Origin of the sequence: Microbacterium sp. CFBP9034 (assembly GCF_034045255.1) — a bacterium.
Lineage (GTDB): Bacteria > Actinomycetota > Actinomycetes > Actinomycetales > Microbacteriaceae > Microbacterium.
The window spans coordinates 274,766-298,561 of sequence record NZ_JAXCWC010000002.1 but is presented as its reverse complement, the minus strand read 5'-3'; the positions used below and the strand labels follow the sequence as shown (position 1 = coordinate 298,561).

Genomic DNA, 23,796 nt, shown 5'->3' with positions numbered 1-23,796 from the left:
CCCGGCACGAACAGGCTAACGCGACCTCGCACAGACTCCGATGGGGACTAATCCCCATGTGCTCCTACTCGGACACCAGCGGCAGCTGGACCGTGACGAACTGGCCGTTCTCCACGAACAGGCCGCGCCCGGCCGGGTACTCGTGCCGCTGCACCTTGGGGAACGCGACCTTGAACAGGGAGTCGCCGTCGTACGTCTCCGGACGAAGCGCGATCCCGTGCCGGCCGGCCTTGAGCTCGCCCACGAGACCGTAGCCGCTGCTCAGCTGCGCCACGTCGCCGTCGGCGATCAAGAAGTGGTCGCTGCGGTTGATGGCCTGGAACAGCTCCTTGAGCGGTCGCTCTGCGTCGGTGTCGCCGAACTCCGTGATGTTCTCCACCACCACCGCGATGCGCTTGCCGATCGACTCGTCGGCCACGATGTCCTTGAGCTCCCTGGCGAGGGTGCGCACGTCCTCGATGCCCGAGACCGCACGCCGCCACGGACGGAACTCACGCAGCGCCGCACGGCGCCCGCCGACGTGGAAGAGCTCGACCTCGGGGTCGAAGCGCTCGAGCGCCGAGATGATCGCCCGCACGGCCGTCGTCTTGCCGGACTGCGGCGGGCCGGCGACCACGAAGGTGCCGATGGGCTCGAAGCCCGTGGGGCCCAGGGTGTCGTCGCCGATGCCCAGCACCGGCAGCTCCCCCACGCGCGACGGCAGCTCGGCCGCGTCGAGCTCGGTGGGGAGTGCGCCGATGTTCTTCGCCTCGACGGCGCCGGCGGCCCGCAGCGCGTCCGCGAACGCCGCCGCGGCCGTGTTCTGCTCGGCCACGTTCGTCGTGCCGCCGATGACGGCGACCTGGGTCTCGAGCCCGTCGACGATGGCGCGTCCGGGGACGCTGCGCTCGTTGAGCACATCCTTGGCGACCCCGAGGATCGAGTAGGCCCCCTCGTCCGACATCCGCAGCACGATGCGCTTGGTGACGTTCGCGCTCACCGCCGTCGGGACGGCGCCGTAGCGGTCGGCCGTGGCCACGACATGCACGCCCAGCGGACGCCCCTCGCCGAGGAGCCGCATGAAGATGGCGTAGAAGGCCGAGCGGGTGGACGACGTCTCCCAGTCCTGCTTGAAGACGCCGAAGCCGTCGAGCAGGAGGAGGATGCGCGGCTCGGAGGTGTCGCCGGTGATCTGCCGGTACTCGGTGAGCGTGGCGGCGTTCGCGTTCGAGTAGCGCTTGGCACGGTCGTCGAGCACGCCGCGGAGCGTGCGGAACAGCCGCTGCACGCGCTCGACGTCGTCGCCGGAGACGACCGACCCGACGTGCGGCATGATCTCGAGCGAGCGCAGGGCGCCGGTGCCGAAGTCGATCCCGTACACGGCGACCCGGCCGAGGTCGGGCCGGGCGCCCGCGGCGATGCCGATGGTGCGCAGCGCCGCGCTCTTGCCGGCGCCGCTCGTGCCGTAGACGAGCATGTGGCCGTCGGTGTCGGGCTGGAACGTCACCGCTTCCTGCAGCTGGCGCTGGGGGATGTCGGCGAGCCCGATCGGGATGATGGCGTCGCCGGCGAGCGGCAGGTCGCGCAGGTCGATCGTCGTGGCGAGGTCGTCGAGCCAGGGCCGGCGAGGGCGCGGGATGCCGGCATCCGCCGATGCGCGCACGAGGTTCGCGACGAGCCGCTTCTGATCGTTGGGTCCGAGGTCCTCGTCGTGGGTGTCGGAGTCGTTGTCGCCCTCCGCCTCCCAGAGCGTGACCGAGCCGAAGCGCAGCTCGGCGACGCGCACCTCGGTGCGATCGGGCTCGTCCGAGGTCCAGCCTCCGGCGTAGCCCGACTGGAACGGCACCAGCCGGCCGGGGCCGGTCTTGGCGATCCCGCGACCGGGCACGGAGGGGTCGAAGGTGGAGGCCACCGTGTCGCCGACGACGTCGTTCGAGTCCGCGGCATCCGCCATGCGCAGCGCCACGCGCAGGTTCGTGTTGGCGCGCAGGTTGTCCTTGATGACGCCGGCGGGGCGCTGCGTGGCCATGATCAGGTGGATGCCGAGCGACCGGCCGCGCTGGGCGATGTCGACGACGCCGTCGACGAACTCGGGCACCTCGGTGGCGAGCGCGGCGAACTCGTCGATGACGAGCACGAGCGCGGGCGGGGTCTCGGGGTCCTGGCGCTTCTCGAGCTCGAGGAGATCCTTCGCCTTCTTGCGGTTGAACAGGTGCTCGCGGTGGTGCAGCTCGGCGCGCAGGCTCGTCAGCGCACGGCGCACGAGGTGCGGGCTCAGGTCGGTGACGAGACCCACGGTGTGCGGCAGCTCGACGCAGTCCGCGAAGGCGGAGCCGCCCTTGTAGTCCACGAACAGGAACGTGACGCGGTCGGGGCTGTACTCGGCGGCCATGCCGAGCACCCACGCCTGCAGGAACTCGGACTTGCCCGAGCCGGTGGTGCCGCCGACGAGCGCGTGCGGGCCCTGGGTGCGCAGATCGAGCGACATCGCGTCGGGGCTGCCCTGGCCGACATAGGCCTTGAGGGTCCCGGCGCGCTTGAGGCGGGCGCGGGGACCGCGGGTGCGGTCGATGATGGAGTTGTTCTGGCGCCACCGCTCGATCGCGGCCTGCGGCTCGGCGGCCATGTCAGAGCCGATGAGCCGCAGCAGCGACACGCTCGCGGGGAGGTCGGACGAGTCGGCGGCCACCGAGCTGGAGTCGACCACCGGGGCGAGTCGCTTGGCGAAGATCTCGGCGTACTCGCGCGAGACGCCCTCGATCGCGACGCTCTGGGCGCGATCGCCCGCGCGGACCCATCCGACCATGGCGTCGTCGAGGCCCTGGGTGACGTCGATGTACGTGCGGCAGGATGCCGGCAGCGACTCGACGGTGGGAGCCACGAAGATCGTGAAGACCCCGGCGTCCGGTCCGCGCTCGATCACCTGGGTGAGCCGGGGCCGGTCGACGGGCGCGTCGTGGGTGACGAACAGCACGAGCGAGACGTCGCCGACACCCGACGAGCCGCCTCCCGCCTGCTCGCCGACGAACTTGCCGAGCGTCATCGACACGTCCTTGGCCGCGAGCGGGCCGCGGTGGGCCGGCGAGCCCGACAGCCGCTCGAGGATCGCCTCCTCGAGCCCGTTGAGCAGAGCCGTCCCGGCCGACTGGCTGTCGGCGAGGGCCATCTCGGCGAACGGCGAGCGGGGGCTCGTGGTGTGCGGCAGCCACTTCATCCACTCCATGTCGCCGGTCCAGCCCGGGTCGACGATGGCGGCGGTGACGATCTCGTTCGGCGCGTGGAGCCCGAACAGCTGCACGCCGAGCCCGCGGACGACGTCGGCGGCGAGCTCGCGGGGGCCGGCGATGCCGATCGCTCCCGCCGACGGCAGCAGCTCGATGACGGGCACGTCGTCGATGCGCGCGAACCGGTCGCGCAGGCGGCGGACCTGCTGCGAGTACTGCGCGATGCCCCGCTGGTCGTTCGCCTCCTGGACGGTGTTGCGGCTCGCGCCGGCGCCCACTCCCAGCCGCAGCCCGAGGAAGTTCCAGTGCTCGGGCCGCCGGGTCCACAGCATCGGCCCGAGGGCCATGGCGTTCTCATAGACCGTGGCCGTCGCGGGCGCCTCGGCCCTGCGGCGTTCGCGCTCGACGGACTCCTCCGTCTGCAGCTGGTCCTCCAGCTCCTCGAGCTGGGTCTCGAAGGTCTCGATCTCGAGCTGCAGCTTCTTGCCCTGCTGCGTGCGCTGGCCGATGAAGTTGCCGAGCATCATGAGCGGCGCCATCGCGACGATGAGCAGCGACGTGGGCCGCTGCGTGACGGCGAACATGGCCAGGCCCAGCAGCACGGGGGCCATGATCATCGGCCACGGGAAGATCCGCGGGTCGGCCTCGTTCGGGATGATCGGATGCCGGAACTCCTGGCCCGCATAGCGGTCCTCGACGCGCGGCGAGCGGTTGAACATGAGAGCGCCGCCGCGCTCGAGCACGAGCGAGTCGTCGGTGATCACGCGCGGCACGAGCGAGAACGACACCTCCGTCGCGCCGATCGTGATCTTCTGCCCGGGGATCACGCGCACGCGCTGCACGAGGCCGCCGTCCACGACGAGTCCGTTGGCCGAGTTGAGGTCGACCAGCTCGATGCCCTGATCGATCTCGACGCGGGCGTGGCGCTTGGACACCAGCGGATCGTCGAGCACGACCTGGGCGGGCGCGACGCGGCCGATCACGCTCGTCCCGACCGGGAGCGGCACCGTGCGGCCGGCGTCCGGACCGCTGTGGATGCGCATGACGGCGGCCGTGACGGCGCCGTCGGCTCCCGCGCCGACCACCGCCGGGACGACGGAGGCGTCGAAGCCCGAGCCGATCGGGGCGTCCGCGATCGAGGCGGACGGGTCGAGGTGCACGGGCTGCCCCGCGGGCGAGGCCACCAGCAGCGTCGGCACGTCGCTCGCGTTCACCCCGCCGGGCGCCGCGAGGGCGTCGCCTTCGGCGAGTGCGCGCGCGACATCCTGTACGGTCGCCGTCGAGTCGGCGGTGACCAGCACGTCGACGGTCGAGCCCACGCCTCGGCGCAGTCCCAGCTTGAGCTTCACGAATCAGCACCTCTCGGAACGAGCTCGAACGTTCGGCCGCCGACCTGCACGGTCCATCCCAGGGGCACGCGCATGCGGTCGCCCACAGGCACATCCACCAGGTCGCCGCCCGGCGACAGGAGCTGCGTGCCGTTGCGCGAGCCGCGGTCGCTCACCCAGACGCCTTCGGCGTCCTGCCCGAAGGCCGCGTGGGTCTTCGACATGAGTCGCTGCGGATCCTCCAGACGCACGAGGGCGTCGGCGGTCTCGCCCGCAGCGGCGTCCGGGTCGCGGCCGATGAGAGCGAGCACCGGCACGCGCAGCACCGATCCGTCGTCGAAGCGCACCATCGCCTGCGCGCGGCGCAGGCCGGCTGCCGGCGCGGATCCCGCGGCCTGCACGACTTCGGCCGGCGGAGCGGCCGGGGCGGGAAGCGGGGCGACCCGAGGAGCCGCGGCGGGCGGCGCGGCGGGGGGTGCAGCGGACGGGGCGACGGCGGGCGGAGCGAACGCGGCGGAGACCGTCGCGAATCCCGCCTCGGAAGGGGCGAAGCCCGACGTCGGGGCCGGCGACGCGGGCGAGGGGCTCGCACCCGGCACCCCATCGATCACGCCGAGGTCCTGGGCGGAGTGCGAGCGCGCCCACTGCGCGCCCGTACCGCCCGGACCCACGACTCCGGCCCGGGAGCGGGCATCCGGAATCCGCAGCGCCGACTCGGCGTCCGCGCCGCTCGCCATCGAGGGCAGCGCCTCGGCGTCATCCGGCCGCCCGCGCAGGACGCGGCGCGCGTGGCGCAGCGCTTTGGCGTCGAAGGGGTCGAGGCCCGCGCGGGCATCGATCACCCAGCACCGGCCGGTGCGGTCCAGGATGCTGCGACCTCGCCGCTGCGGATCCCACCAGGCCGAGGCGAACAGCAGAGCCGGACCCACGACGACCAGCAGGATGGTGCTCGCCCAGAGCACGAGGATTCGCAGCACGACGCGCCAGAACCCGGGACGGCCGTAGTCGGAGACCCCGATGGAGCGGAGCCGCAGCGCGGCCTTGCCGACGGTGACACCGCGACGACCGTGGGTGATCAGCTGGATCAGGCCGAACACGGAGGCGAGAGCCCATCCGCCCACCATCAGCAGGACGGGCAGGAGGGAGGTGTCCCCGCTCACGGCCATCATCCCGCCGAGCACGACCGGCGAGGCGAGCAGCGCCCAGATCGAGAAGTCGATCGCGAAGGCGAGCGAGCGGAAGCCGGCGCTCGCGGGCACCATCCCGAGCCGAGCGGCCGAGACGGGGTCTGCGTCGTTCCAGTTCGCGGGGTCGTCCGCCCCCGGTGGGGTGGCGGCAGCGGCAGGGTCGGTCATCGTCATCCTCAAGTCACCGGTCGCTTCACGTCAGCAGGAGCACGAGCACGAAGGCGGCCGCCACGGCGACGACCACCGTGGAGAGCCCCACGATGAGCACCCGGCGTCGCTCGCGCCCACGGACAGCGCCCTCCAGACTCTCATGATCGGGCACGGCGGCCGAACGATCCGGGAGCGACGAGGGCGACGCCTGGGACGTGCGGACCACGGCGACGGTGGGCACGGCGCGCGGCGGGACCGGGACGCGGAGGGCCGCGGCATCCGGAACATGCGCGTCGCGCGCGGCGGTCGCCTGCTCCGCCGGCGCGGCCGGGGCGCCGATGGCCGGGCGCGAGGCCGGGGCGTTCGGACGCATGAGGGTGTCTTCGAGCTCGGGCACCGTGTCGGCCCCCGAGGGCGCGGGGCGACGCGAGAGGACGGTGTCGTCGGCGTCTTCCGCGAGCGCACGACGCCGGGGCGGCGCGATCACGGTGTCGGCGTTCACGTCGTCGGAGTGCTGGGGCTGACGGCGGGACGAGGGCGCCGTGTCGTCCGCCTCCGGCTCGAGCACCGGGCGCGGCCTGGTCGAGAGCGGGGTGACGTCATCGGCGGGCTCATCGACCCCGCGCCGGCGAGCGGAGAGCACGGTGGCTTCCTCGACGGGGGTCGCGCCTGCGTTCGCGCGAGGGCGGACCGAACGCGCGGTCTCCTCGTCGGGGAGATCAGCCGACGTCATCGGCTCGCATCGTCCGGCGCGAGCCGGAGTTCGGCGTCACCGATGAGGAAGCGTGCCGGCGCGCGGTGCGGAGCACCCGGCGGAATCTCGCGCTCGGCGCCGTCCGACGCGATCAGCACCGTGCCGTTCGTGGAATGCAGATCGGTGACCGACCACGCGTCTCCGTCGCGCTCCAGGCGCAGGTGGGTCTTGGACACCGTGCCGTCGTCGACCTCGACGAGCTGAGCGCTCGGATAGGCCGTGCTCGGCGCCGGGCGGCGGCCGACCAGCACCACGTCCGCGACGAGGTCGACGGGCGAGCCGGACGGCAGCGTGAGCGACCAGCGCGCCTTGCGGCGGTGTGCGATCACCGTCAGCTCGACGTCGTCGTCGGGGATCTCCGGCAGCACATGCTGAGCAGAGACCGACGAGCGGGCGGAGCGCGGGATGCCGGCATCCGGAGCACCGGCCACGGCGGACACCTCACCGGAGGCCTCCGGGAACGCGTCGGCCTCGGGCAGCGGCGACCGCGACGGCGCCCACGGCTCGGGCTCGGACGACGGCCGCGCGGCCGGGACGCGGGTGACGGCGGGCTGCGGCGCGGGCGCGTCGAGCTCCGGTTCCGCGGGCCCGGGCACCGCCGCGATGGGCTGCGGCGCTCCCTTCACCGCGGCGGTGACCTCGCCGGTCAGCTCGCCCACGGCGCCCAGGTCGAACCCGCCCCAGCGGTCGTCGGCGGCGGATGCGGCGCTCGGGCCGGCGGGGGCCGGCTCGGTGACCGGCACAGCGGCGCGCAGCGGCGAAGGAGCAGCGGGCGGTGCGGCGGAGGGAGAGAGCACCGGAACGAACGAGATCGGAGCCTCGGGGGCCACGGCTGCCGCCGGGGACTGCGCCGGGGCACCCGGAGGCATCGAGGGCATCGGCGGCACGGGGGGAAGCGCGGAAGCGGGAAGCGGAGCCGCCGAGGCCGTGGGCGCCCAGGCGCCCTGCGCCGACGAGACTGGAGCGGGGGACGGCGAGGGGCCGGGGGACGGCGAGGGCAGCGGCGGCGTGCCTGCGGCGGCGGCCGAGTAGCCAGGGAGCGGGACGTCGTCCTGGGACGAGCGGCGCACACCACCCGCGTGCTCGGCGCCGACCCAGCGCGACGAGCCGAAGCCGACGACGGTCGCCCAGACCGGGAACAGCACAGCCGCGAGCACGGTCATGCCCGCTCCGAAGCCGAACGCCAGGTTGATGCGGTAGCAGGCGATGACCTGAACGACCCACAGCGCGAGCGGGCCGAGGATGGGCACCAGCACGAGGAGGACGAGCCAGCCGGAGAGTCCGCCGAGCTGGAGCAGCGCGAAGACGTTGAGGACGGGAACCCACGCCTTCCACGCCTCCTCGCCCGACTTGCGGAACACGGCGGACAGCGCGATCGCCGTCCAGACGTAGAGGGCGGCGAACGCGATCAGTGAGAGCAGGATCGGTACAACGCTCGTGGAAGCATCGACTGTCATGGCATCGAACGCGCGGGCTGGGGGGCCCGGCGCTTCCCCCTCTCGGCGAAACGCGTGCGGGCACCCGAGGCGGGTGCCAGGTGTCGGACGAACGACCTCAACGATACGGTGACCGCGAGGCCCCGCCAGAACCCTCGCTCCCTCGCGAAGACCCGGCGCTGCACCTCGACCGCGCGCCAGTACTCCTCGGCATCGGTCGCCGTCACGTCTGTGGAAGAGAATACGGCCCTGTCGGCGGTCTCGGCGAGCGCGAGGCCGGCCTCCGACTCGAACGACGCGGCCAGCTCACGGCGGGTGTGCGTGCGCGGCGCTTCGCGGCGGGCGTCGACCGCGGCATCCACGAACTCGTCCCAGCCTCCGGCGATCCGCACGGCGGGGGCGCCGGCACGGCGTCGCGAGCGGCGCCTGGCGGCCTTCGCGCCGATGATGACCAGGAACGGACCGAACGCCAGCCCGAGCACCAGCACGACCACGCCGGCCGTCCGGAGCACCGGCCACAGCCACGCGAGGTCGGGTCCGACGGCGGCGTCGTCGGGCTCGCCCGCGGCGGAGTCCTCCTGCACGGGTTCGGGCGGCACGACCTCCTCGACCGAGTCGGGGCGCACCTCGGTGACGACCTCCGGGTCGCGCTGCTCGGTGACGTCCAGGCTCGGCGACTGCGCGTACTGCGGCGTGACGTCGATCGGGACCCACTCGCCCGCGGACGACTGCACCTCGGTCCACGCGGTGAGGTCCTGCGCACGGCACACGCCGCCGTCGCACGCCGCCAGCCCTGGCTCGGACTCGCCCAGTCGCGCGCCCAGCACCACCCGCGACGGGAATCCGAGCTCGCGGGCGATGAGCGCCACCGCGACGGCGAACTGCTCGTCGTCGCCCACTGCGGCGACGTAGTTGCCGGATGCCTCCGCCCGGGGGTCCGTCTCACGCTCGAGCAGCCGTGCGAACATCGTGTCGACGCGTGCCAGCGAGTGTCCCGAAGCACTCGGCTGGGGGGCGTAGTCGGCCAGCGCCTCCGCCCATTCCGGGGACTCCTTGCCCTGTGCCAGGCCGTGGCTGAGGTAGCCGCGCTCGCGCAGCAGCCCGACGAGCTCCGCGAGTGCCGCGCCGCCCGTCCCCGACGCGTGCTCGTCCATCCATGCACGGAGGCTCTCGGGCGCGGCCACACCGGGGCTGACGCCGCCGGGGGCCTCGATCTCCGCGAGGTCGGGAGCAGCCGGCTCGACACCGTCGACGACGTAGCGGTCGCCCTCGGTGAGCCCGCCGCCGGCCGTCTGGACCCCGGCGGCGGCCGCGGAGTTGTAGTAGAACCGGTCCGCGAGCGACGCGGCACGGTCGCCCGCGAACTCGACGGACGCGAGACGGCCGACGGTCGGCATCCAGATCCCCTGCAGGCCGTCGATCGCGATCTCCGCCTCGACCGGCGTGCCGGCTCCCGCGTCGAGCAGCGACGGCACGCGGACGAACCGCCCGGCGTCGACGGCGCCCTCGCCGCCGCTGCGGAACACCTCTCCGTCGTAGGCGTCGAGGGTCGCCAGCCGCACCCGGCTCGGGAGGCTCTCGCCCGAGGAGACGGCGAACAGCACCTCGTCGGCGCGGCCGTCGGCGAACAGCGCCCGATACTCGGCGAGCGGGCTGACGGACGCGGAGAGGTCGATCTCGGGCTCGACGGCGGTGCGGAGCACGTCCCGCTCGGCGCCGCGAGCGGCGAAGGGCACCACGGCGACCGCGAGCACGAGCGCGACGGCGACCATTCCGGCGCCCAGCGCGGTGCGCCGGCGGTCGGCGCGGGAGGGACGCCGGGAGATGCGCACGCCGCTGGACGCAGCAGCGCGCTGCAGCGCCTGCACGCGCTCCTCGTGGGTGCGCCACGCGAGCCACAGCAGGCAGGCCAGCAGGCTCGCGACACCGAGTGCCGTCTCGACGGGGGCGTAGAGCACCACCGGTCCGAGCGAGAGCGGCGCGCTCACCGTGGTCCGTCCGAAGAAGAGCCCGAACGACACCATGCCGAGCGCGACGGGGACCGCCCCGTAGGCGGTGCGGTCTTCGCGCCACGACAGCAGCAGCACGGCGCAGGTTCCGACCAGGAACACGATCAGGGCCGGGACGAGGAGGTTGCGGTACGCGCCCACCGGCAGCTCGACGGTGACGAGGTCCTTCCAGGCGAGGAGCGCACCGGCGCTGAGCTCGCCCAGACCTCGCAGCAGGTCGGCGGGTGCGCCCAGGCGTGACGGGACGGCGAGGGGCACGCCGATGAGCAGGAACGCGGCGGCCAGCACCCCGGCCACGAGCCAGCCGCTCCATCGACGGCGCCAGGCCACCGCGGCGATCGCGGCGGCCACGAGCACGCTCGCGGCGACCAGCACGGTGAGGTGCCACGACCGGTAGATCGGCCAGGCCGCGACGGCGGCCGTGACGACGACGACGGCGGCCAGCGCGGCGCCCGCGGCGATGCGCGGCACGAACCGGCGCGGACGGTCGGCGCTGCGCGCGGCATCCGTCGCCCTCGTCATGAGGTGGCCCCCCGGAGCAGGAGGCCCGACAGGTCGTCGAGCGTGCCGACGGTGAGGACGGTGATGCTCGAGAGCTGCTGCATGCGCGGATGGGCGCGCTCGTCGCAGATGACGGCGACGACGGCCGTGTCGCCGGGGAAGGCGAGAGCGGCCTGCTGCAGCCGGGTCAGTGTCACCCGGGAGCCCACGACGACGAATGCGATCGAGAGCCGGTCGCCCGACTCCGCGGTGAGCCGGCATACCTCGGTCACCGACATCGTGCTCTCCAGCAGCTCGACCCCGCTGAAGCCGTCCAGCATGGGACGCGGGGCCGCGGCCGGGATGTGACGGATGGCGCGGAGGCGTCCGCGGACCACGCGCGGGATCTCCGAGCCCGTCACGATCTCGACGTCGCGGGCGTCGCGCACCGCGCGGAGGCCCAGCGAGGCGGCACAGCCCACCGCGAGCTCGAACTCGTCGGCGTCGGCGTACTCCTGCACGGCCGCGCCCAGGACGACCGCCATGCGGGACCGGCGGGACTCCTCGTACTGACGCACCATGAGCCGGCCGGTCTTCGCCGTCGACTTCCAGTGGATCTGACGCCGCGAGTCGCCCGGGGCGTATTCGCGGATGGCGTGGAACGACATGTCGGAGTCGACGAGCCGTCGCGTCGGATTGCCCTCGAGGTCGCGGATGAGCCCGGCGCTCGTGGACGGGAGCGTGGTCGTGCGGGGATGCACGTAGACGTCGTGGACATCCTCGAACGCGTGCTCGCGTCGCAGGAGCCCGATGGGGTCGCTGCGGACCGTCGTGGCGGGGCCGACCGTGACGATGCCGCGACGCAGCCCCGGGATGTCGAGGGGCTGCGACACGGCGTGGCCCGGGCGCAGCAGGGGTACGCCGAACTCGACCAGCCCCGCGCCGACGGGGATGTCGAGCCGCCCGGGCAGGGCGATGCGGTGGCCGTCGTTGCGCACGACGATCTCGCCCGTCGCTCCGTCGCCGGCGACGATCCGCTCGTGGGCGAGCGACAGCACGACGTCGTACGACCGCGCGCCGAAGAGGAAGGGGACGGATGCCGCGAGCAGCACCAGAGCGGCCGCGCCGGCGACCATCCACTCCACCCAGCCGAACGCGATGCCGAGGCCGAGTCCCAGGGTCGCGGCGACCACGACCAGCACGCCGGCCGGGCGCACCGTGCGCGCCGCCCAGGCCGCCGCGGCGCGGATGCCCTCGGCGATCGCGCGCCACACCTCGGCCCACCACACCACGACGCGCACCAGCGACCGGCCGCGGCGCGAGGCGGTGACCGACGTCGCGGTGACGTGGGTGCGGCCGGTGGCGCCGGTGCCGGCGGAGGTGCGGGTGAGACGGGACTCGGTGAGGCTCATACGGCCTCGCGGCGACTGGGGGGAGCGACATCGAGCAGCACCTGGCCGACGACCGCTTCCTGCGTGACGCCGTCGAACTCGGCCTCGGGGTGGAGGATGAGGCGGTGCGAGAGCACGGCGACGGCGAGGCTCTTGACGTCGTCGGGGGTCGCGTAGGTGCGACCCTCCGAGGCGGCGCGCGTGCGGGCCGCGCGGGTCAGGGCGAGGGCGCCGCGGATGCTGACGCCCAGTCGCACCTCGTCGGCGGAGCGCGTGCTGTCGACCAGGCGCGCGATGTAGTCGAGCACGAGCGCGTCGACGTAGACCTGTCCGGCGAGGTCGGCCATGCCGACGAGCGCCTGCGGCGTGATGACGGGCGCGAGGTCGGAGACGGGCACGGCGGCGCCGTCGAGGATGCGCACGGTGGCGGCGTGGTCGGGATAGCCGAGGGATGTGCGCATCATGAAGCGATCGAGCTGCGCCTCGGGCAGGCGGTAGGTGCCGGCCTGCTCGACGGGGTTCTGGGTCGCGAGCACCAGGAACGGCACGCCGACCTGGCGCGAGACGCCGTCGATGGTGACGCGCCCCTCCTCCATGACCTCGAGGAGAGCGGACTGCGTCTTGGGGCTCGCCCGGTTGATCTCGTCGGCGAGCACGATGTTGGCGAAGATCGGACCGGCGTGGAACTCGAACACGCCCTCCTTCTGGTCGTACACGCTGATGCCGGTGATGTCTCCCGGGAGGAGATCCGGGGTGAACTGGATGCGGGTGTTCGTCCCCTGCACCGACTGCCCCATGGCCCGCGCGAGAGAGGTCTTGCCCGTGCCCGGCACGTCCTCCAGGAGCACATGCCCGTCGCTGAGCATGGCGGTGAGCACGAGCTCGACGACGTGCCGCTTGCCCAGCACGGCGCGCTCGACGTTGTCGGCGAGCTGGCTGAACGTCTGCGCGAACCAGGTCGCCTGCTCCTGCGTGATCGTCATGTGCTGTCCTCTGTCGTCAGATGGGGGAAGGGTGGGGGCAGCCGGCTCAGGGAGCAGGCGGTCCAGGTTCGTTGGGGTCGCACTCGGCGTCCATGGTCGACGCGGCGGGGGCGAGACCCCAGCCCTGGGCGCTCCAGTCCACCGAGACCGTGATGCCCGTCACGCGCACGGCGCCCTGCGGCACCGTCCAGGTGTCGGGCGTGCGGGTGAGAACCGCATCGTTCTTGTCGTAGAAGGTGAGCCCGGCGTTCCCGAACGCGATCGCGGCCAGTCCTCCGGTCGACTGGGCGGCGGCGACCAGATCGGATCCGCCGACGCAGCTCACCACGCTCCAGCTCGCCTGCACCTGGTACGGGGCGCTGCCGGGAGCGGGAACGACGGCCGCCCACGGCGTGGCGCTGTCCCAGAACCGGTGCACATAGCGCACCTGGATGTTCGGATCCTGGCCCACCACGCTCGTGGGCGGCCCGCCGCGGAACTCCACGCTGTTGTTGCGGGGCGGATTCTCGGTGGATGTCGGCGCCGCGCGGATGATCCAGTCGGCACGCCGGTCGACCACGTTCGGGGTCGCGTCCACGACGAAGGTCCAGCCCTGCGGCGCCCTGCCGGACTGCTGGGCGCGCACCGACTCGACGGTCTCGGAGCGACCGAACGACGAGTCGTCGCGCCACGACTCCACGCACATGACGAAGCGGTACTCCTCACCGTCCGCGAGGCCGCCGAAGGTCGCCTGCGAGCCGTCGGCGCTCGTCCGGCAGCGGTCGCCCTCTCGCGCGAAGCCGTACCGCAGGGTCGAGCCGTCGCCGTTGAGCAGTGCCGTGCCCTGCGCCGTGACCGTCGCCGTCCCGTCGCCGTTGGACACGGAACTGAGGGTGAGCCTGGGGTCGCGCGGTGCGCCGATGCCGTTGCCGGACACGGTGGCCGCCGCGCCGGAGACACTCCCACCCAGTCCTGGCGGCAGCGCGAACCGGGAGAAGGGCGTCACGGTGATCGGAGTCGAGGTGTTCGTGCCCACGCGGTAGGCCGGCACCTCCAGAGTGGTCTGGTTGCGCGCGACCGCGATCCGCACGCGTTCTCCGGTCGCGCTGCTGATCTCGACGCTGCCGGTCTCGGACGGCACGATCCCTTCGATGGTGAGCTCGACCACACCGCCCTCGCCGCCGGTGACGACGGCACGGCTCGTGACGCGGGACGGCGTCGGCGGCGTGTCGTACGCCCATGCGACCGTGCGGACGCCGGTGCGGGACTCTCCGACGCCGTTGACGGCGAAGGCCTCGTAGGTGCGCTCCTCGCCGTTGGGGGCGGCGATCGGCGCACAGGTGCCGTCGGCACCGCATTCTCCGACGTCCTTGCCGCCGGAGCGGATGACGAAGCCGGAGAGCGCGGGGTACGCCAGGCGCGCCTCCCCGGGGTCGACGCGCAGCGTCACCGTGCCGTTCGCGTAGGCGGTCTGCACGACGCTCGACGGCGACTTGGGGTAGCCGAGCAGGTCGAGCAGCAGTCGCCCGTCGCGCTCGGAGCTCGTCGTGCGGCCCTGGGCATCGCGCACCGAGAAGGTCGCGGTGCAGGTCGCACCGGGGGCATCCCCGGCCCACGCGGCGGCGACCGAGGTCGCGGAGGCGACGCGGAAGGTCACCCCGGCGCAGGCTCCCGCCGCGCGGACGTCGACGACCTCGAGCGGGGTTCCGGGCAGCGGGTTGACCTCGCCGCCGGCGCCGATCACCGACACCGTGCACGACGTGCCGGCGGCCTGCGAGCACTGCTGGGTCGTGGAGCCGCCCTGCGGCAGCGTCGACGGCGCGGCTCCCACCCGGAGGATGAGGCGCACCGGGCCCACCGCGGTGTGGCTGGTCACCGAGACGATGGCGGCCTCCTCGGAGCCGGGCACCGCGCTGTCCGCGCCCGTGACGGTCACGACCGAGCCGTTCAGCGACACCTCGAAGGCGGAGCCGGCGTACTCGACCGCGTACTCGATGCCGTCCCAGTCCTGGCGCAGCTGCCATGTCGTCATGTCGCGCAGGTCGAACGTCGCCGTCTCTCCGGGTCCGACCGTCATCGACCCCGGACGCAGCTCGGGCTGGGGGTCGAGAGCGCGCACGATGATGGGCACCGAGAGGTACGTCCAGTCGTCCTGGCCCTCCAGGCGCACCGGCACCTGGCAGGAGTCGACCCACGGCGCGCCCGGGCCCGAGTCGTAGCGCACGGTGGTGCCGGAGTCGACCGCGCAGGCCGCCTCGGCCCGTGCACCGGAGACGCGGACATCGGTGCCGACCTCGATGCGGCTGCCCCGCGGCTTGGCGACGAGCTCGGCCATGTCGAACGACACCGACTCCAGCTCGTCCACCTCGGGCGAGGGCGCTCCCGCGCGGATCGTCAGTGCGAGGTCGTCGTCGCCGGGGACGCGGAGGAAGGCATAGGTCGTGACTTCCCCCGAGTCGCCCTCGCCGGTCACGGCGAACGGGATCAGCCGAGTCCGCGCCGGCAGGTCGCCGCTGAGCTCCCAGCCGTCGACCTGGACGCCGTCCGCCTCCCCCCACAGTGCGACGTCGAGGCCCGACACGTCGCCGCCGGACCAGGTCGCCTTGTCGGAGAGCACATCGACGCCGGTGGTGAAGTCCTCGCGCGATTCCGCCGTGAGGATGGTGTCGGCGACGACGGGGTAGTCGGGCACGCTCTCGCGCACGACCCGGACGACGACGAGCCCGCGACCGGTGTTGCCGGAGCTCGACACGATGTCGTACAGGAACGACATCGTGGTCGGCTCGGTGCCCGCCTCGATCACGACGGTGCCGTCGTCGACGTCGAGGATGCGCTCCTCGAGGCGCGCGAACTCGGGGTTCTCGCTGCCGTCGAGGAGCGCTCGGGGAAGATCCGGGCGCACCTCGGTGATCGCGAGGGTGCCGAGCGTCGGGTCGACGTCGTTGGCGAGCGGGCTGACCCTGATCGAGTTGCCCTCGCCCGCCTGCACCTGCACGTAGTCGGTGAACGTCACCGGACTGGGATTGGACTGCCCGTCGAGCACGCCGAAGTGCACCGACGCCTCGCCGGTCTCGCCGAACGCGTCGACCACGCGGTACCGGAACGAGACCTGCCCGCGGTCGCCGGGAACGCTGGAGTAGAGGATGGACTTGCCGTCGGCGGAGATGGTCGCCGCGCCGCGCGCCGGCTGCTCCACGATGCGGTCGAGCGTCACCACGTCGCCGTCGGGATCCATCCCGAAGCCGTCGAACTCGACGAGGGCGGATTGTCCGCTGAGCACCCTGCCCTCGAGGGTGTCGGGCACCGGGCGGCGGTTCGTGTCGTCCGCCAGCACCCGTACGCGGACGTCGGCCGTGTCGGCGAGCGCGGGCGCCCCGGTCGTGAACACCGAGTACTTGATCCCGTACTCGCCGGGCTTGTCGGGGGCGAGGTAGCGCAGCACGTCGCCCGCCGCGAACGCGAGGGCGCCCTTGGTGGAGGAGACGACGGACGCGGGGTTGAGCGTGGGCCGCCCGCCCGCCGGGGAGATGTCGTTGACGAGGACCGGGATGTCGATCTGAGCGCCTGCGCGGACCACGACGGTGTCGTCGACGGCGATCGGCGCGAGCTCGGGTGCGGGCGGCAGCAGGTAGACCGTCGCCTCCCCCTCGACCCGGGATCCCTGGTCCTCGGTGCCGTCGCTGATCACGTACGACACGGTGCCGAGTCGTCCGGCGGCCCCGGTGGCGGTCGTGCCCGACACCCGCAGGTTGTTCTGCCCCACGGCGTCGACAGACAGGGTTGCGCCGTCGTCTGCGGTGGCGACCACGTCGCTCAGCAGCAGCACGCGGCGGGTGGGGTTCGAGACGGCGGCGAACACGTCGAGCGTCGCATCCTGCTGGGGGTGGACGAAGGCCACCACGGGCGAGGTCGCGAGCTCGGCGGGGGCGTCCGCGGGCAGCAGGGTGATGCGTGCGGTGCCGGTCGCGTCCGCCGATCCGTCCGTGACGGTGAAGTCCACACGGAAGGTGCCCGGCGCCTTCGCCGAGAAGTCGAACTCCGTGGTCCCGTCGACGATCGTCGCGGTGGCGGCGGCGTCGTCGAGGACCCGGACCGAGTCCAGGGAGAGCATGCCGGCCGTCCCCGTCACATGACGTGCCACATCGACGGTGAGCGCCGCGTCCACGGTGTCGACGACGGCGAACGACTGCACGTGCAGCTCGGGCTCGGGCGAGACCCGCACGACGAGGGACTTCTCGGTGGTCATCCCCTCGGTGTCGGCGACCGTGGCGACCAGCTCGACGAGCTCTTCGCCGCCGTCGCCGTTGTCGCTGTGCTGGTAGACGACGTCGCCGCCGGGGGTCGCCGCGACGCTGCCGACGCCGCCCGGATTCTCGACCTTCAGCAGCAGGAGAGGGTCCCCCTCGGGGTCGACCCAGCCGGGCAGGACGGGCACGGTGACCGTGCCGCCGCGGGCGACCTCGGGCTGCGGCCACTCGACGAGGCATCGCTCGACCCCGCACCACTCGGGGGCGGAGTCGGCGGATGCCGCGGCCACCGTGAGCACGACGGTCGTGGGCTCCGACAGCAGGCCGCCCTCCGAGGTGCCGTCGGTCACCCTGTACGAGAACGTGGCCGATCCGCTGGCGCCCGGAGTGGTGCGCACGGCGAAACGCTGGCCGTCATCCGTCAGCGACACCGAGCCGAAGCCGGGGTCGAGGCCGCTCACCGAGGCGGGGTCGATGCTCAGCACGTCCTCGTTCGGGTCGTGGTCGTTGAGGAGGACCGGGAGTGTGGTGAGGCTTCCGGTGCGCACGCCGAACGCGTCGGGTTCCGCGATCGGGGGCTTGGGGTCGAGGACGACCGGCAGCTGCTCCTCGCTCGGGACGGCGTCGGGGTCGGTGCGGTCATCGAGCGACCAGTCCTGACTCGACGTGATGAGGTCGCCGTCGGGCACCGTCCAGGCCCAGCCCGATCGGGTCTCGTTGAGGATGACGGCTTCGGCACTCGCCACGAACACCGGTCGACGCTGATCCGGCAGCGCCTGGGCACCGTAGTCCAGCACGGTCGTCGTCTCGGTGTCGGAGCGCCAGAGCAGACCTCCGCCCTCGCCCTGCGCGAGCCAGGCGGCATACACCTGCCCGTCGTGGACGATGGGCGTGGCGGGGGTTCCCAGCACGGTGGCGGTGCCGCCGGTCTCGGTGTCGAACTCCGAGCCGTCGACGGGCACCCGCACGAGCGCCGTCTCGCCCGCGAGGTAGACGTCGGCGCCATCGGCATCCGGCGCGCTCACGACGACGGTCCCCGTCGTCGGCGCCTGGGCCGGGGCATCCGCTCCGCGCAGCCAGACCTCCCCGTCGTCGACGTCGACGACCGCCCACGTGTCGCCCGCCGCCGTGATCGCCGGAGAGGCGAGGCCCTCGGCGTCGAGAGGATCGCGGCCGTTCACCTCCGCGGCGTCGATGTCGTAGCGCAGCACCGAGCCGTTCTGCTGCGAGTAGGCGAAGAGCACGCCCCGATCGTCGACCGCGATCGCGTCGGCGGTGTACTGCGGGGCGTCCTCGGCGTCGGAGGGGAAGGGATCGAGCTTGACCGGGTCTCCGGCCGACAGGTGGCCCGCGTAGAGGGCACCGGCATCCGTCAGATACGCGACGAAGTCCCCCGCCGTGACGACCTCGGTCGTGCCCGCGGGCGTCGACTGCGACGCCCGCAGCGCCTCCTCGTCCAGGTCGGTGGGCAGTGCCTCGTCGATCCGCGTCAGCTTGCTGAAGCTGTCGCTGAAGATGTAGGCGGCGTCTGCGGTCTGCACGACCTGGTCGGGGTTGCTGATTCCGCGGACGGTGTCGAGCTCGGCCACCGACGTGTTCACCCGCGCGTAGCGGCGGCCCTCACCGGTCTGCAGTGCCCAGACCGCGGTGTCGACCTCGGGCGTCTCCTGCGCATCCAGACCCGGCCAGACGACACTGGCCCCCACCACGACCGCGAGCGCGGCACCGGCGGCGACGAGGCCGATGGCGTTGCGGCGGCGCATCAGAGGGCGCCCGTCGCGAACAGCGTGGCCACGACGGCGCCGGCCGCGACGACGACAGCGCCGAGCACCCCGCCGATGATCCAGGGCAGCGGCGATCGCCGTGTGCGCGACGGAGCGGAGAAGTCGGTGTCCTCGTCGCGGGCGAGGCCGGACACCCCGGTCGATGCGCGGCGCTTGCGCGTGCCCTCGCGCTCGATCTGCGACCGCGCCGGCCCGCGGAGCGCGGAGTCGGAGAAGTCGACGGGATCGGAGGCGGGCGACCACTCGGCGTCGGGGATCTCGAGCGGCGTCGGTGAGAGGCCGAGCTCGGCCTGCACGGTGCGCAGCTCTTCGGCGAAGGCCCGCGCCGACGTCTGCCGCCGCCCCGGATCGCGGCTCATCGCGGTGGCCAGCAGCGCCTGCAGCGACGCCGGGACGTCGGCGCGCGGGATCTCGGTGTAGCTGGCGCGGGCGATGCGGCGCCGCAGCAGCTCCTTGGTGTTCTGCCCGCGCTCGCGCCGCTCGAACGGGCTGTGACCGGCGAGCAGGGAGTACACGGTCGCGCCGAGGCTCCACACCTCGCTCGCGATCGAGCCGGCGGTCTGCTCCGCCACGACCTCGGGCGCGCTCCACGGGATCGACATCGCGAGCACCTCGTCGGCGCTCTTCTGCAGCAGCGACGAGGAGATGCCGAAGTCGGCGAGCACCGGGGTACCGAAGGTCGTGATGAGGATGTTGCTCGGCTTGACGTCGCGGTGGACGAGGCCGGCGCGGTGGGCGGACTCCAGGGCCCCGGCCATCCTCACGCCGATCGCGAGCACCTCATCGACGGGAATCCGCTCGATGCGGTATCGCTGGGCGAGCGACCCCGGGCAGAACTCCATCACGATGTACGGGCGTCCGTCGGCAGAGATCCCGGCCTGGTAGACGGTCACGATCGACGGGTGCGCCGACAGGTGGGCGAGCACATCGGCCTCGGCGTTGAACATGCGTCGGAGGTCGGGGTCGCGCACGTCGCTCGGCATGACCTTCACCGCGACGTTGCGCCGCGGCATGTCCTGCTCGTAGAGGAACACGTCGGCGAAGCCGCCGGAGCCGAGGGGCCGGATGTACGCGAGGCCGGGGAGGATGGGCGGCGCGGAGGGGAGCCTCGTGGCCACGGCACCTCCCCCGATCGTTCGCCGGAGAGCCGGCGTGCTGGAACACACAGCAAACCTGGCAATGCTAACAAAGTCGGCTCTGTGAGCCTGGGTGGGACCTGGGGCTGTGAGAACCTATGCGGCCGCGTCAGCCGGCAGGCGGATCGTGCGGGTCGAACGGGGCGTCGAGGGACCGCGTCAGCTCTTCCAGCATGGCCTCGATCTGGGGCTCCACGTACTCGGTGACGGCCGCCTGGATGCGCAGCCGGTGGTGCAGGAGGATCGTGCAGACCTCGCGTCCGACCATGTTGGCGTAGTCGTCGGCGAGCCCGACCTCCTGCCGCAGCGCGGCCTTCGCCTCATCGCTCAGCGGCGGAAGGGCGGGGATGTCGGCGTTCGCCTCTTCGGCCATGCCCGAGATCGTGAAGAGGAACGGGGCGCCGGGCACCGGGTCGGGGTCCAGCGGAAGCCCCTCGTACTCGGGGTCGAGGCCGTCGGCCGGGCGATAGCTGCGGGAGCGGTTGCGCGCGGCCTGGTGGTCGAGCTCGCCCTGCAGCATCGGCAGGTTGAGCGAGGTGTACTCCGCCACGGCCCGGTCCACGATCGTCTTGATGCGGGTCGAGAGGCCGTGCTGCACGCCGTGCGGCACGTCCGCCCCGAGACCCGCCGCCGAGAGGACCGGCGACCCGAAGCAGCGTCGACAGGGTGCCACCCGGCCGCGGTGCGTCGCGGGCTCCCACCGGGGCAGCCACGCGAGCCAGGCGTCCACCGCCTGGCTGACCTGCGTCTCGAGCGAGCGCTCCACGGGTACCACGGTAGTACCGGGATGCCGCGAACGCCGGGATTCCGCGGATCCTGCCGGTTCGGGGAACGGATGCCGCGCTCGCGCTACTCGTCGAACTCGTCCTCCCACGGCCACCGAGGGCGGCTGGCGCGCGTGCGCACGAGCGCGATCCCGCTCCATGCCGCGACGAACCCCGACAGCGCGACCACCGCGCCGAACCACGACGTGGCGATCCGTCCGGCGACGGCCGTGGCCACGGCGAGATCGGTGCCGGTGGCGACCGCGCCGAACCAGACCCCTCCGACGTAGCCGAGGAAGCAGGCGGCAGCGGTCCAGGCCGAGCCCCAGTAGGACGCCGGCCGCCGGCGCACGGCGGTCCACAGCCCTCCGGCGAATGCGCCCGTGGCGAGGACCGTTCCCACGATGCCCGGCACCTGTCCGAGCCCGGGCGTCGCGATGACGTCCTCGGCGATGACCAGGCTCACCATCCCCAGCCCGAAGATCAGGAGGGCGATGAATCCGGCCGTGGCGAAGGCGAGCGCGGTGACGGGGCGGACCGGGCCGCCGCCGTCCCCCGCATCGCCGGCCATCTACTGACGGACGAGCTGAGGACCCGCCTCGAGCGTGCGCTCGTACTCGCGCTGCGCCTCGACGTTGAGTTCGGTGACCCTCCGGCCGCGGGCCGCTGCCCACGCGCCGAACCAGATCGTGATCTCGCGTCCGATGATGAACGCCGCGACCCCGAGCGGAGCGAGGAGGTTCTGCTCCATGAGGTCGGCACCCTGAGACGCCGTGATGTTCCAGAACTGCTCCTGGAAGAGGACCCCGAGCAGGTACCCGCCCCACGCCGCGAATCCGACCAGCAGACCGAAGATCACCCACGAGCCCCAGCGACCCCGGTTGATGATCGCCCCGAGCAGCCAGAAAGCGATGAAGAAGACGACGACAGGAAGCCACAGCACCCACGAGCCGAGCGCAGCGAGGGCCACGTTCGCCACATTGTCGACGGTGAGATCGCCCGTCAGTGCGGCCAGCACCAGCCAGACGGCGAGGTACAGCACGGCGAACGTGAGCGCCGCGACCAGGCCGATGGCGCCGGCGGCTGCGCGGTTGCCGCGAAGGCGCGGGGCCTCGGGCGCCTGGACGAAGATCGGCTGGGGCGCGACCGGGGCGACCACGGGGGTCTCGGAGACGGGCTCGCTGGGCGTGACGACCGGCGCGGCGACGACGGTCTCCGCGGCGGGCTCGTACGTCTGGGCGGCCGGTGACTCGTAGGCGGCGGTCGACGGCGCGGGCGCCGGGGCCGGCTCGTACTCGAGCGACGCGGCGTCGGGCGAGTCCCACGGGTCGTCCGCGGGAGCGGCGGTGGAGGCGGCGTCGGCTGCGGCCGGGTCGACGGGCTCCGCGGCGGGCTCCGAGACGGAATCGCGACGGGCGGCTTCGGCCTCGGCGAGACCCTCATGAGCGCGGCCGACGACATCATCGACGGGCTGGGGCTCTTCGACCGGCTCGCCGTAGGACGATTTCTGGTCACTCATCGCAGGCACTCCTCACGCGGGGGCACATCCCCGCAGTGCGAGGGTAACCCGCCGTCCGCCCCACGCCGGGGAGGCATGCCGTGGCGATTCGGCGCGCTGATCACGGCCGGAGCGTGCGCGCCCGTAGGGTGACCGCATGTCCCACCCAGTGTCCCGGCTCGCCGCCGCCGCGGCTGGCGCTCTCCTCGCCGTTGCGGTGCTCTCCGCGTGCGCCCCCGACCCGGCGCCGGAAGGGGTCGCCTCGACCTCCCCCGAGCCCACTTCCACGAGTTCGGCCTCGCCGGAGCCCATCGCCACCATCACCCCCGGCGCGACGCCGACGGCGCAGGCCGAGATCCCTGACGACTGCCGCGCGCTGCTGACCGCGGACGTGCTCGCCGAGCTCGAGGGCACCCCGCTCAACGACGCCGCGTTCGGCGAGTCGGGCCCGCAGCCCGACGGCAGCCTGATCTGCGTCTGGCGTGACCCGAGGGCCGACACGACCGGACTCGTCACGACGATCACCTACGTCTCGCGCGGCCCCGCGCTCGACCTGCTCAACGAGCTCGCCGACGACGAGGGCTTCTCCTGCTACACCCCGGAGGGCGGCACCCGGTGCGAGAAGACGTGGGAGAACGAGGAGTACCCGGTCACGGACGGGCGCACGCTGTTCTGGCGGGACGGCATCCTCATCGACACGCGGTTCTCGAACCTGTTCCCGTCGGACTACACCTCGTCGATCGTGGCGAGCATCTTCGCCTGAGTCAGCCGAACACCTGAAGCTCGAGCCGGCGGCCGTAGTCCTCGAGGTGCCATGCCCGCTCGCTGCTGGAGAGCCACAGGCCCTCTCGTACGACGTGGTCCTCGACGGTGCCCTCCTGCGTGCGGGCGCAGCGCAGCACGGCGTCGGTCACCTCGCACGCGAAGCCCTGTCCGCGCAGGGCCGCCTCGGCCAGCGCGGGGGCGTCGGACCCGACCACGGCGAGCGTCGTGACGATGGCGCCGTCGGCCCTGTCCGTCCAGGCACACGTCAGGCGCACCTCCGGGGCGAGCACCTCGGTCAGGGAAGTCACCGCGGTGGCGGGCGGATCGTACGTCTGATCGAGGATCGTGCGCCCGCGCCAGGTCAGCTCGTTCCACAGGCTGTCGGAGTACAGCGCGCGGCAGTCGATGTCGGCGTCCTCGAGCGCCAGTCTCGCCGGAGTGTCGGCCACGGGCGCCACCGGGCGCGGCGACGTGGCATTGCGCAGGGTGTCGCCGGCCCACGTGATCGTGACCGGCACCATGGGCAGCGCCAGCCACACCAGCGCCCCCACGACCGCCGCGCAGGCGAGTCCGGCGGGCACGGCGATCCACGAGTTGCGACCACCCACGCGTGCCACCGGCCCACCACCTCCTCCCCCACGGTAAGCCGAGGGGGCGGGATGCCCCGGCGCGGCGCGCAGCGGCGGCCCAGGCACGCGGCAT

14 protein-coding genes are annotated in these 23,796 nt (G+C 73.1%); 1 reads left to right on the top strand and 13 read right to left on the bottom strand.

Translation table 11 applies throughout. From position 1 onward, the window contains the following. Positions 1-64: 64 nt before the first annotated feature. The 12 genes from SOM19_RS12600 to SOM19_RS12545 form a co-directional block, all read right to left on the bottom strand. Positions 65-4,552: a type VII secretion EssC family protein gene (locus SOM19_RS12600; RefSeq protein WP_320486953.1), complete on the bottom strand. Its 4,488-nt coding sequence runs from the start codon at positions 4,550-4,552 to the stop codon at positions 65-67. After that, positions 4,549-5,886, bottom strand: a complete 1,338-nt coding sequence (locus tag SOM19_RS12595; RefSeq protein ID WP_320486952.1) for an RDD family protein — start codon at positions 5,884-5,886, stop codon at positions 4,549-4,551. Before SOM19_RS12595 ends, SOM19_RS12600 begins: the two co-directional genes overlap by 4 nt. Positions 5,887-5,911: 25 nt before the next feature. Further along, positions 5,912-6,601 carry a hypothetical protein gene (locus SOM19_RS12590; protein ID WP_320486951.1) on the bottom strand — a complete coding sequence of 230 codons (690 nt, stop codon included), beginning with the start codon at positions 6,599-6,601 and terminating at the stop codon, positions 5,912-5,914. Further along, entirely contained in the window at positions 6,598-8,079 is a 1,482-nt protein-coding gene (locus SOM19_RS12585; protein WP_320486950.1) for a DUF5684 domain-containing protein, read from the bottom strand. The genes SOM19_RS12590 and SOM19_RS12585 overlap by 4 nt, the downstream gene beginning before the upstream one ends. Beyond that, on the bottom strand, positions 8,076-10,589 hold the full coding sequence (locus SOM19_RS12580) for a transglutaminase-like domain-containing protein (protein WP_320486949.1): 2,514 nt from the start codon (positions 10,587-10,589) through the stop codon (positions 8,076-8,078). The genes SOM19_RS12585 and SOM19_RS12580 overlap by 4 nt, the downstream gene beginning before the upstream one ends. Beyond that, the gene (locus SOM19_RS12575; RefSeq protein ID WP_320486948.1) at positions 10,586-11,959 is read right to left on the bottom strand and encodes a DUF58 domain-containing protein; all 1,374 of its coding nucleotides are present in this window, start codon (positions 11,957-11,959) and stop codon (positions 10,586-10,588) included. The genes SOM19_RS12580 and SOM19_RS12575 overlap by 4 nt, the downstream gene beginning before the upstream one ends. Continuing rightward, a complete protein-coding gene (locus SOM19_RS12570; protein ID WP_320486947.1) occupies positions 11,956-12,921 on the bottom strand; it encodes an AAA family ATPase in 966 nt (321 codons plus the stop codon). Before SOM19_RS12570 ends, SOM19_RS12575 begins: the two co-directional genes overlap by 4 nt. Before the next feature lie 46 nt (positions 12,922-12,967). Next, positions 12,968-18,910: an Ig-like domain-containing protein gene (locus SOM19_RS12565; protein ID WP_320486946.1), complete on the bottom strand. Its 5,943-nt coding sequence runs from the start codon at positions 18,908-18,910 to the stop codon at positions 12,968-12,970. Next, a complete protein-coding gene (locus SOM19_RS12560; protein ID WP_320486945.1) occupies positions 18,910-20,049 on the bottom strand; it encodes a serine/threonine-protein kinase in 1,140 nt (379 codons plus the stop codon). The genes SOM19_RS12565 and SOM19_RS12560 overlap by 1 nt, the downstream gene beginning before the upstream one ends. A 127-nt stretch (positions 20,050-20,176) precedes the next feature. Then, on the bottom strand, positions 20,177-20,833 hold the full coding sequence (locus SOM19_RS12555; RefSeq protein WP_320486944.1) for a spermidine/putrescine ABC transporter substrate-binding protein: 657 nt from the start codon (positions 20,831-20,833) through the stop codon (positions 20,177-20,179). Between the two features lie 83 nt (positions 20,834-20,916). Further along, complete coding sequence (locus SOM19_RS12550; RefSeq protein ID WP_320486943.1) at positions 20,917-21,402, bottom strand: DUF6121 family protein; 486 nt, start codon at positions 21,400-21,402, stop codon at positions 20,917-20,919. Next, a complete protein-coding gene (locus SOM19_RS12545) occupies positions 21,403-22,350 on the bottom strand; it encodes an ABC transporter (protein WP_320486942.1) in 948 nt (315 codons plus the stop codon). Positions 22,351-22,486: 136 nt separating this feature from the next. On the opposite strand from SOM19_RS12545, the gene SOM19_RS12540 reads away from it, so the two are divergent. Beyond that, on the top strand, positions 22,487-23,092 hold the full coding sequence (locus SOM19_RS12540; protein ID WP_320486941.1) for a DUF3558 domain-containing protein: 606 nt from the start codon (positions 22,487-22,489) through the stop codon (positions 23,090-23,092). A gap of 1 nt (position 23,093) precedes the next feature. Here SOM19_RS12540 and SOM19_RS12535 read toward each other — a convergent pair whose 3' ends face one another. Beyond that, positions 23,094-23,711, bottom strand: coding sequence for a hypothetical protein (locus SOM19_RS12535; protein ID WP_320486940.1), 618 nt, complete (start codon positions 23,709-23,711; stop codon positions 23,094-23,096). Between the last annotated feature and the right edge of the window lie 85 nt (positions 23,712-23,796).

Excerpts from the sequence above, each read along its gene's own strand:
- SOM19_RS12540 (WP_320486941.1), top strand. The coding sequence starts at position 22,487 with ATGTCCCACCCAGTGTCCCGGCTCGCCGCCGCCGCGGCTGGCGCTCTC.
- SOM19_RS12585 (WP_320486950.1), bottom strand. The coding sequence starts at position 8,079 with ATGACAGTCGATGCTTCCACGAGCGTTGTACCGATCCTGCTCTCACTG.
- SOM19_RS12565 (WP_320486946.1), bottom strand. The coding sequence starts at position 18,910 with ATGCGCCGCCGCAACGCCATCGGCCTCGTCGCCGCCGGTGCCGCGCTC.
- SOM19_RS12575 (WP_320486948.1), bottom strand. The coding sequence starts at position 11,959 with ATGAGCCTCACCGAGTCCCGTCTCACCCGCACCTCCGCCGGCACCGGC.
- SOM19_RS12545 (WP_320486942.1), bottom strand. The coding sequence starts at position 22,350 with ATGAGTGACCAGAAATCGTCCTACGGCGAGCCGGTCGAAGAGCCCCAG.
- SOM19_RS12580 (WP_320486949.1), bottom strand. The coding sequence starts at position 10,589 with ATGACGAGGGCGACGGATGCCGCGCGCAGCGCCGACCGTCCGCGCCGG.
- SOM19_RS12595 (WP_320486952.1), bottom strand. The coding sequence starts at position 5,886 with ATGACCGACCCTGCCGCTGCCGCCACCCCACCGGGGGCGGACGACCCC.
- SOM19_RS12570 (WP_320486947.1), bottom strand. The coding sequence starts at position 12,921 with ATGACGATCACGCAGGAGCAGGCGACCTGGTTCGCGCAGACGTTCAGC.
- SOM19_RS12590 (WP_320486951.1), bottom strand. The coding sequence starts at position 6,601 with ATGACGTCGGCTGATCTCCCCGACGAGGAGACCGCGCGTTCGGTCCGC.
- SOM19_RS12550 (WP_320486943.1), bottom strand. The coding sequence starts at position 21,402 with ATGGCCGGCGATGCGGGGGACGGCGGCGGCCCGGTCCGCCCCGTCACC.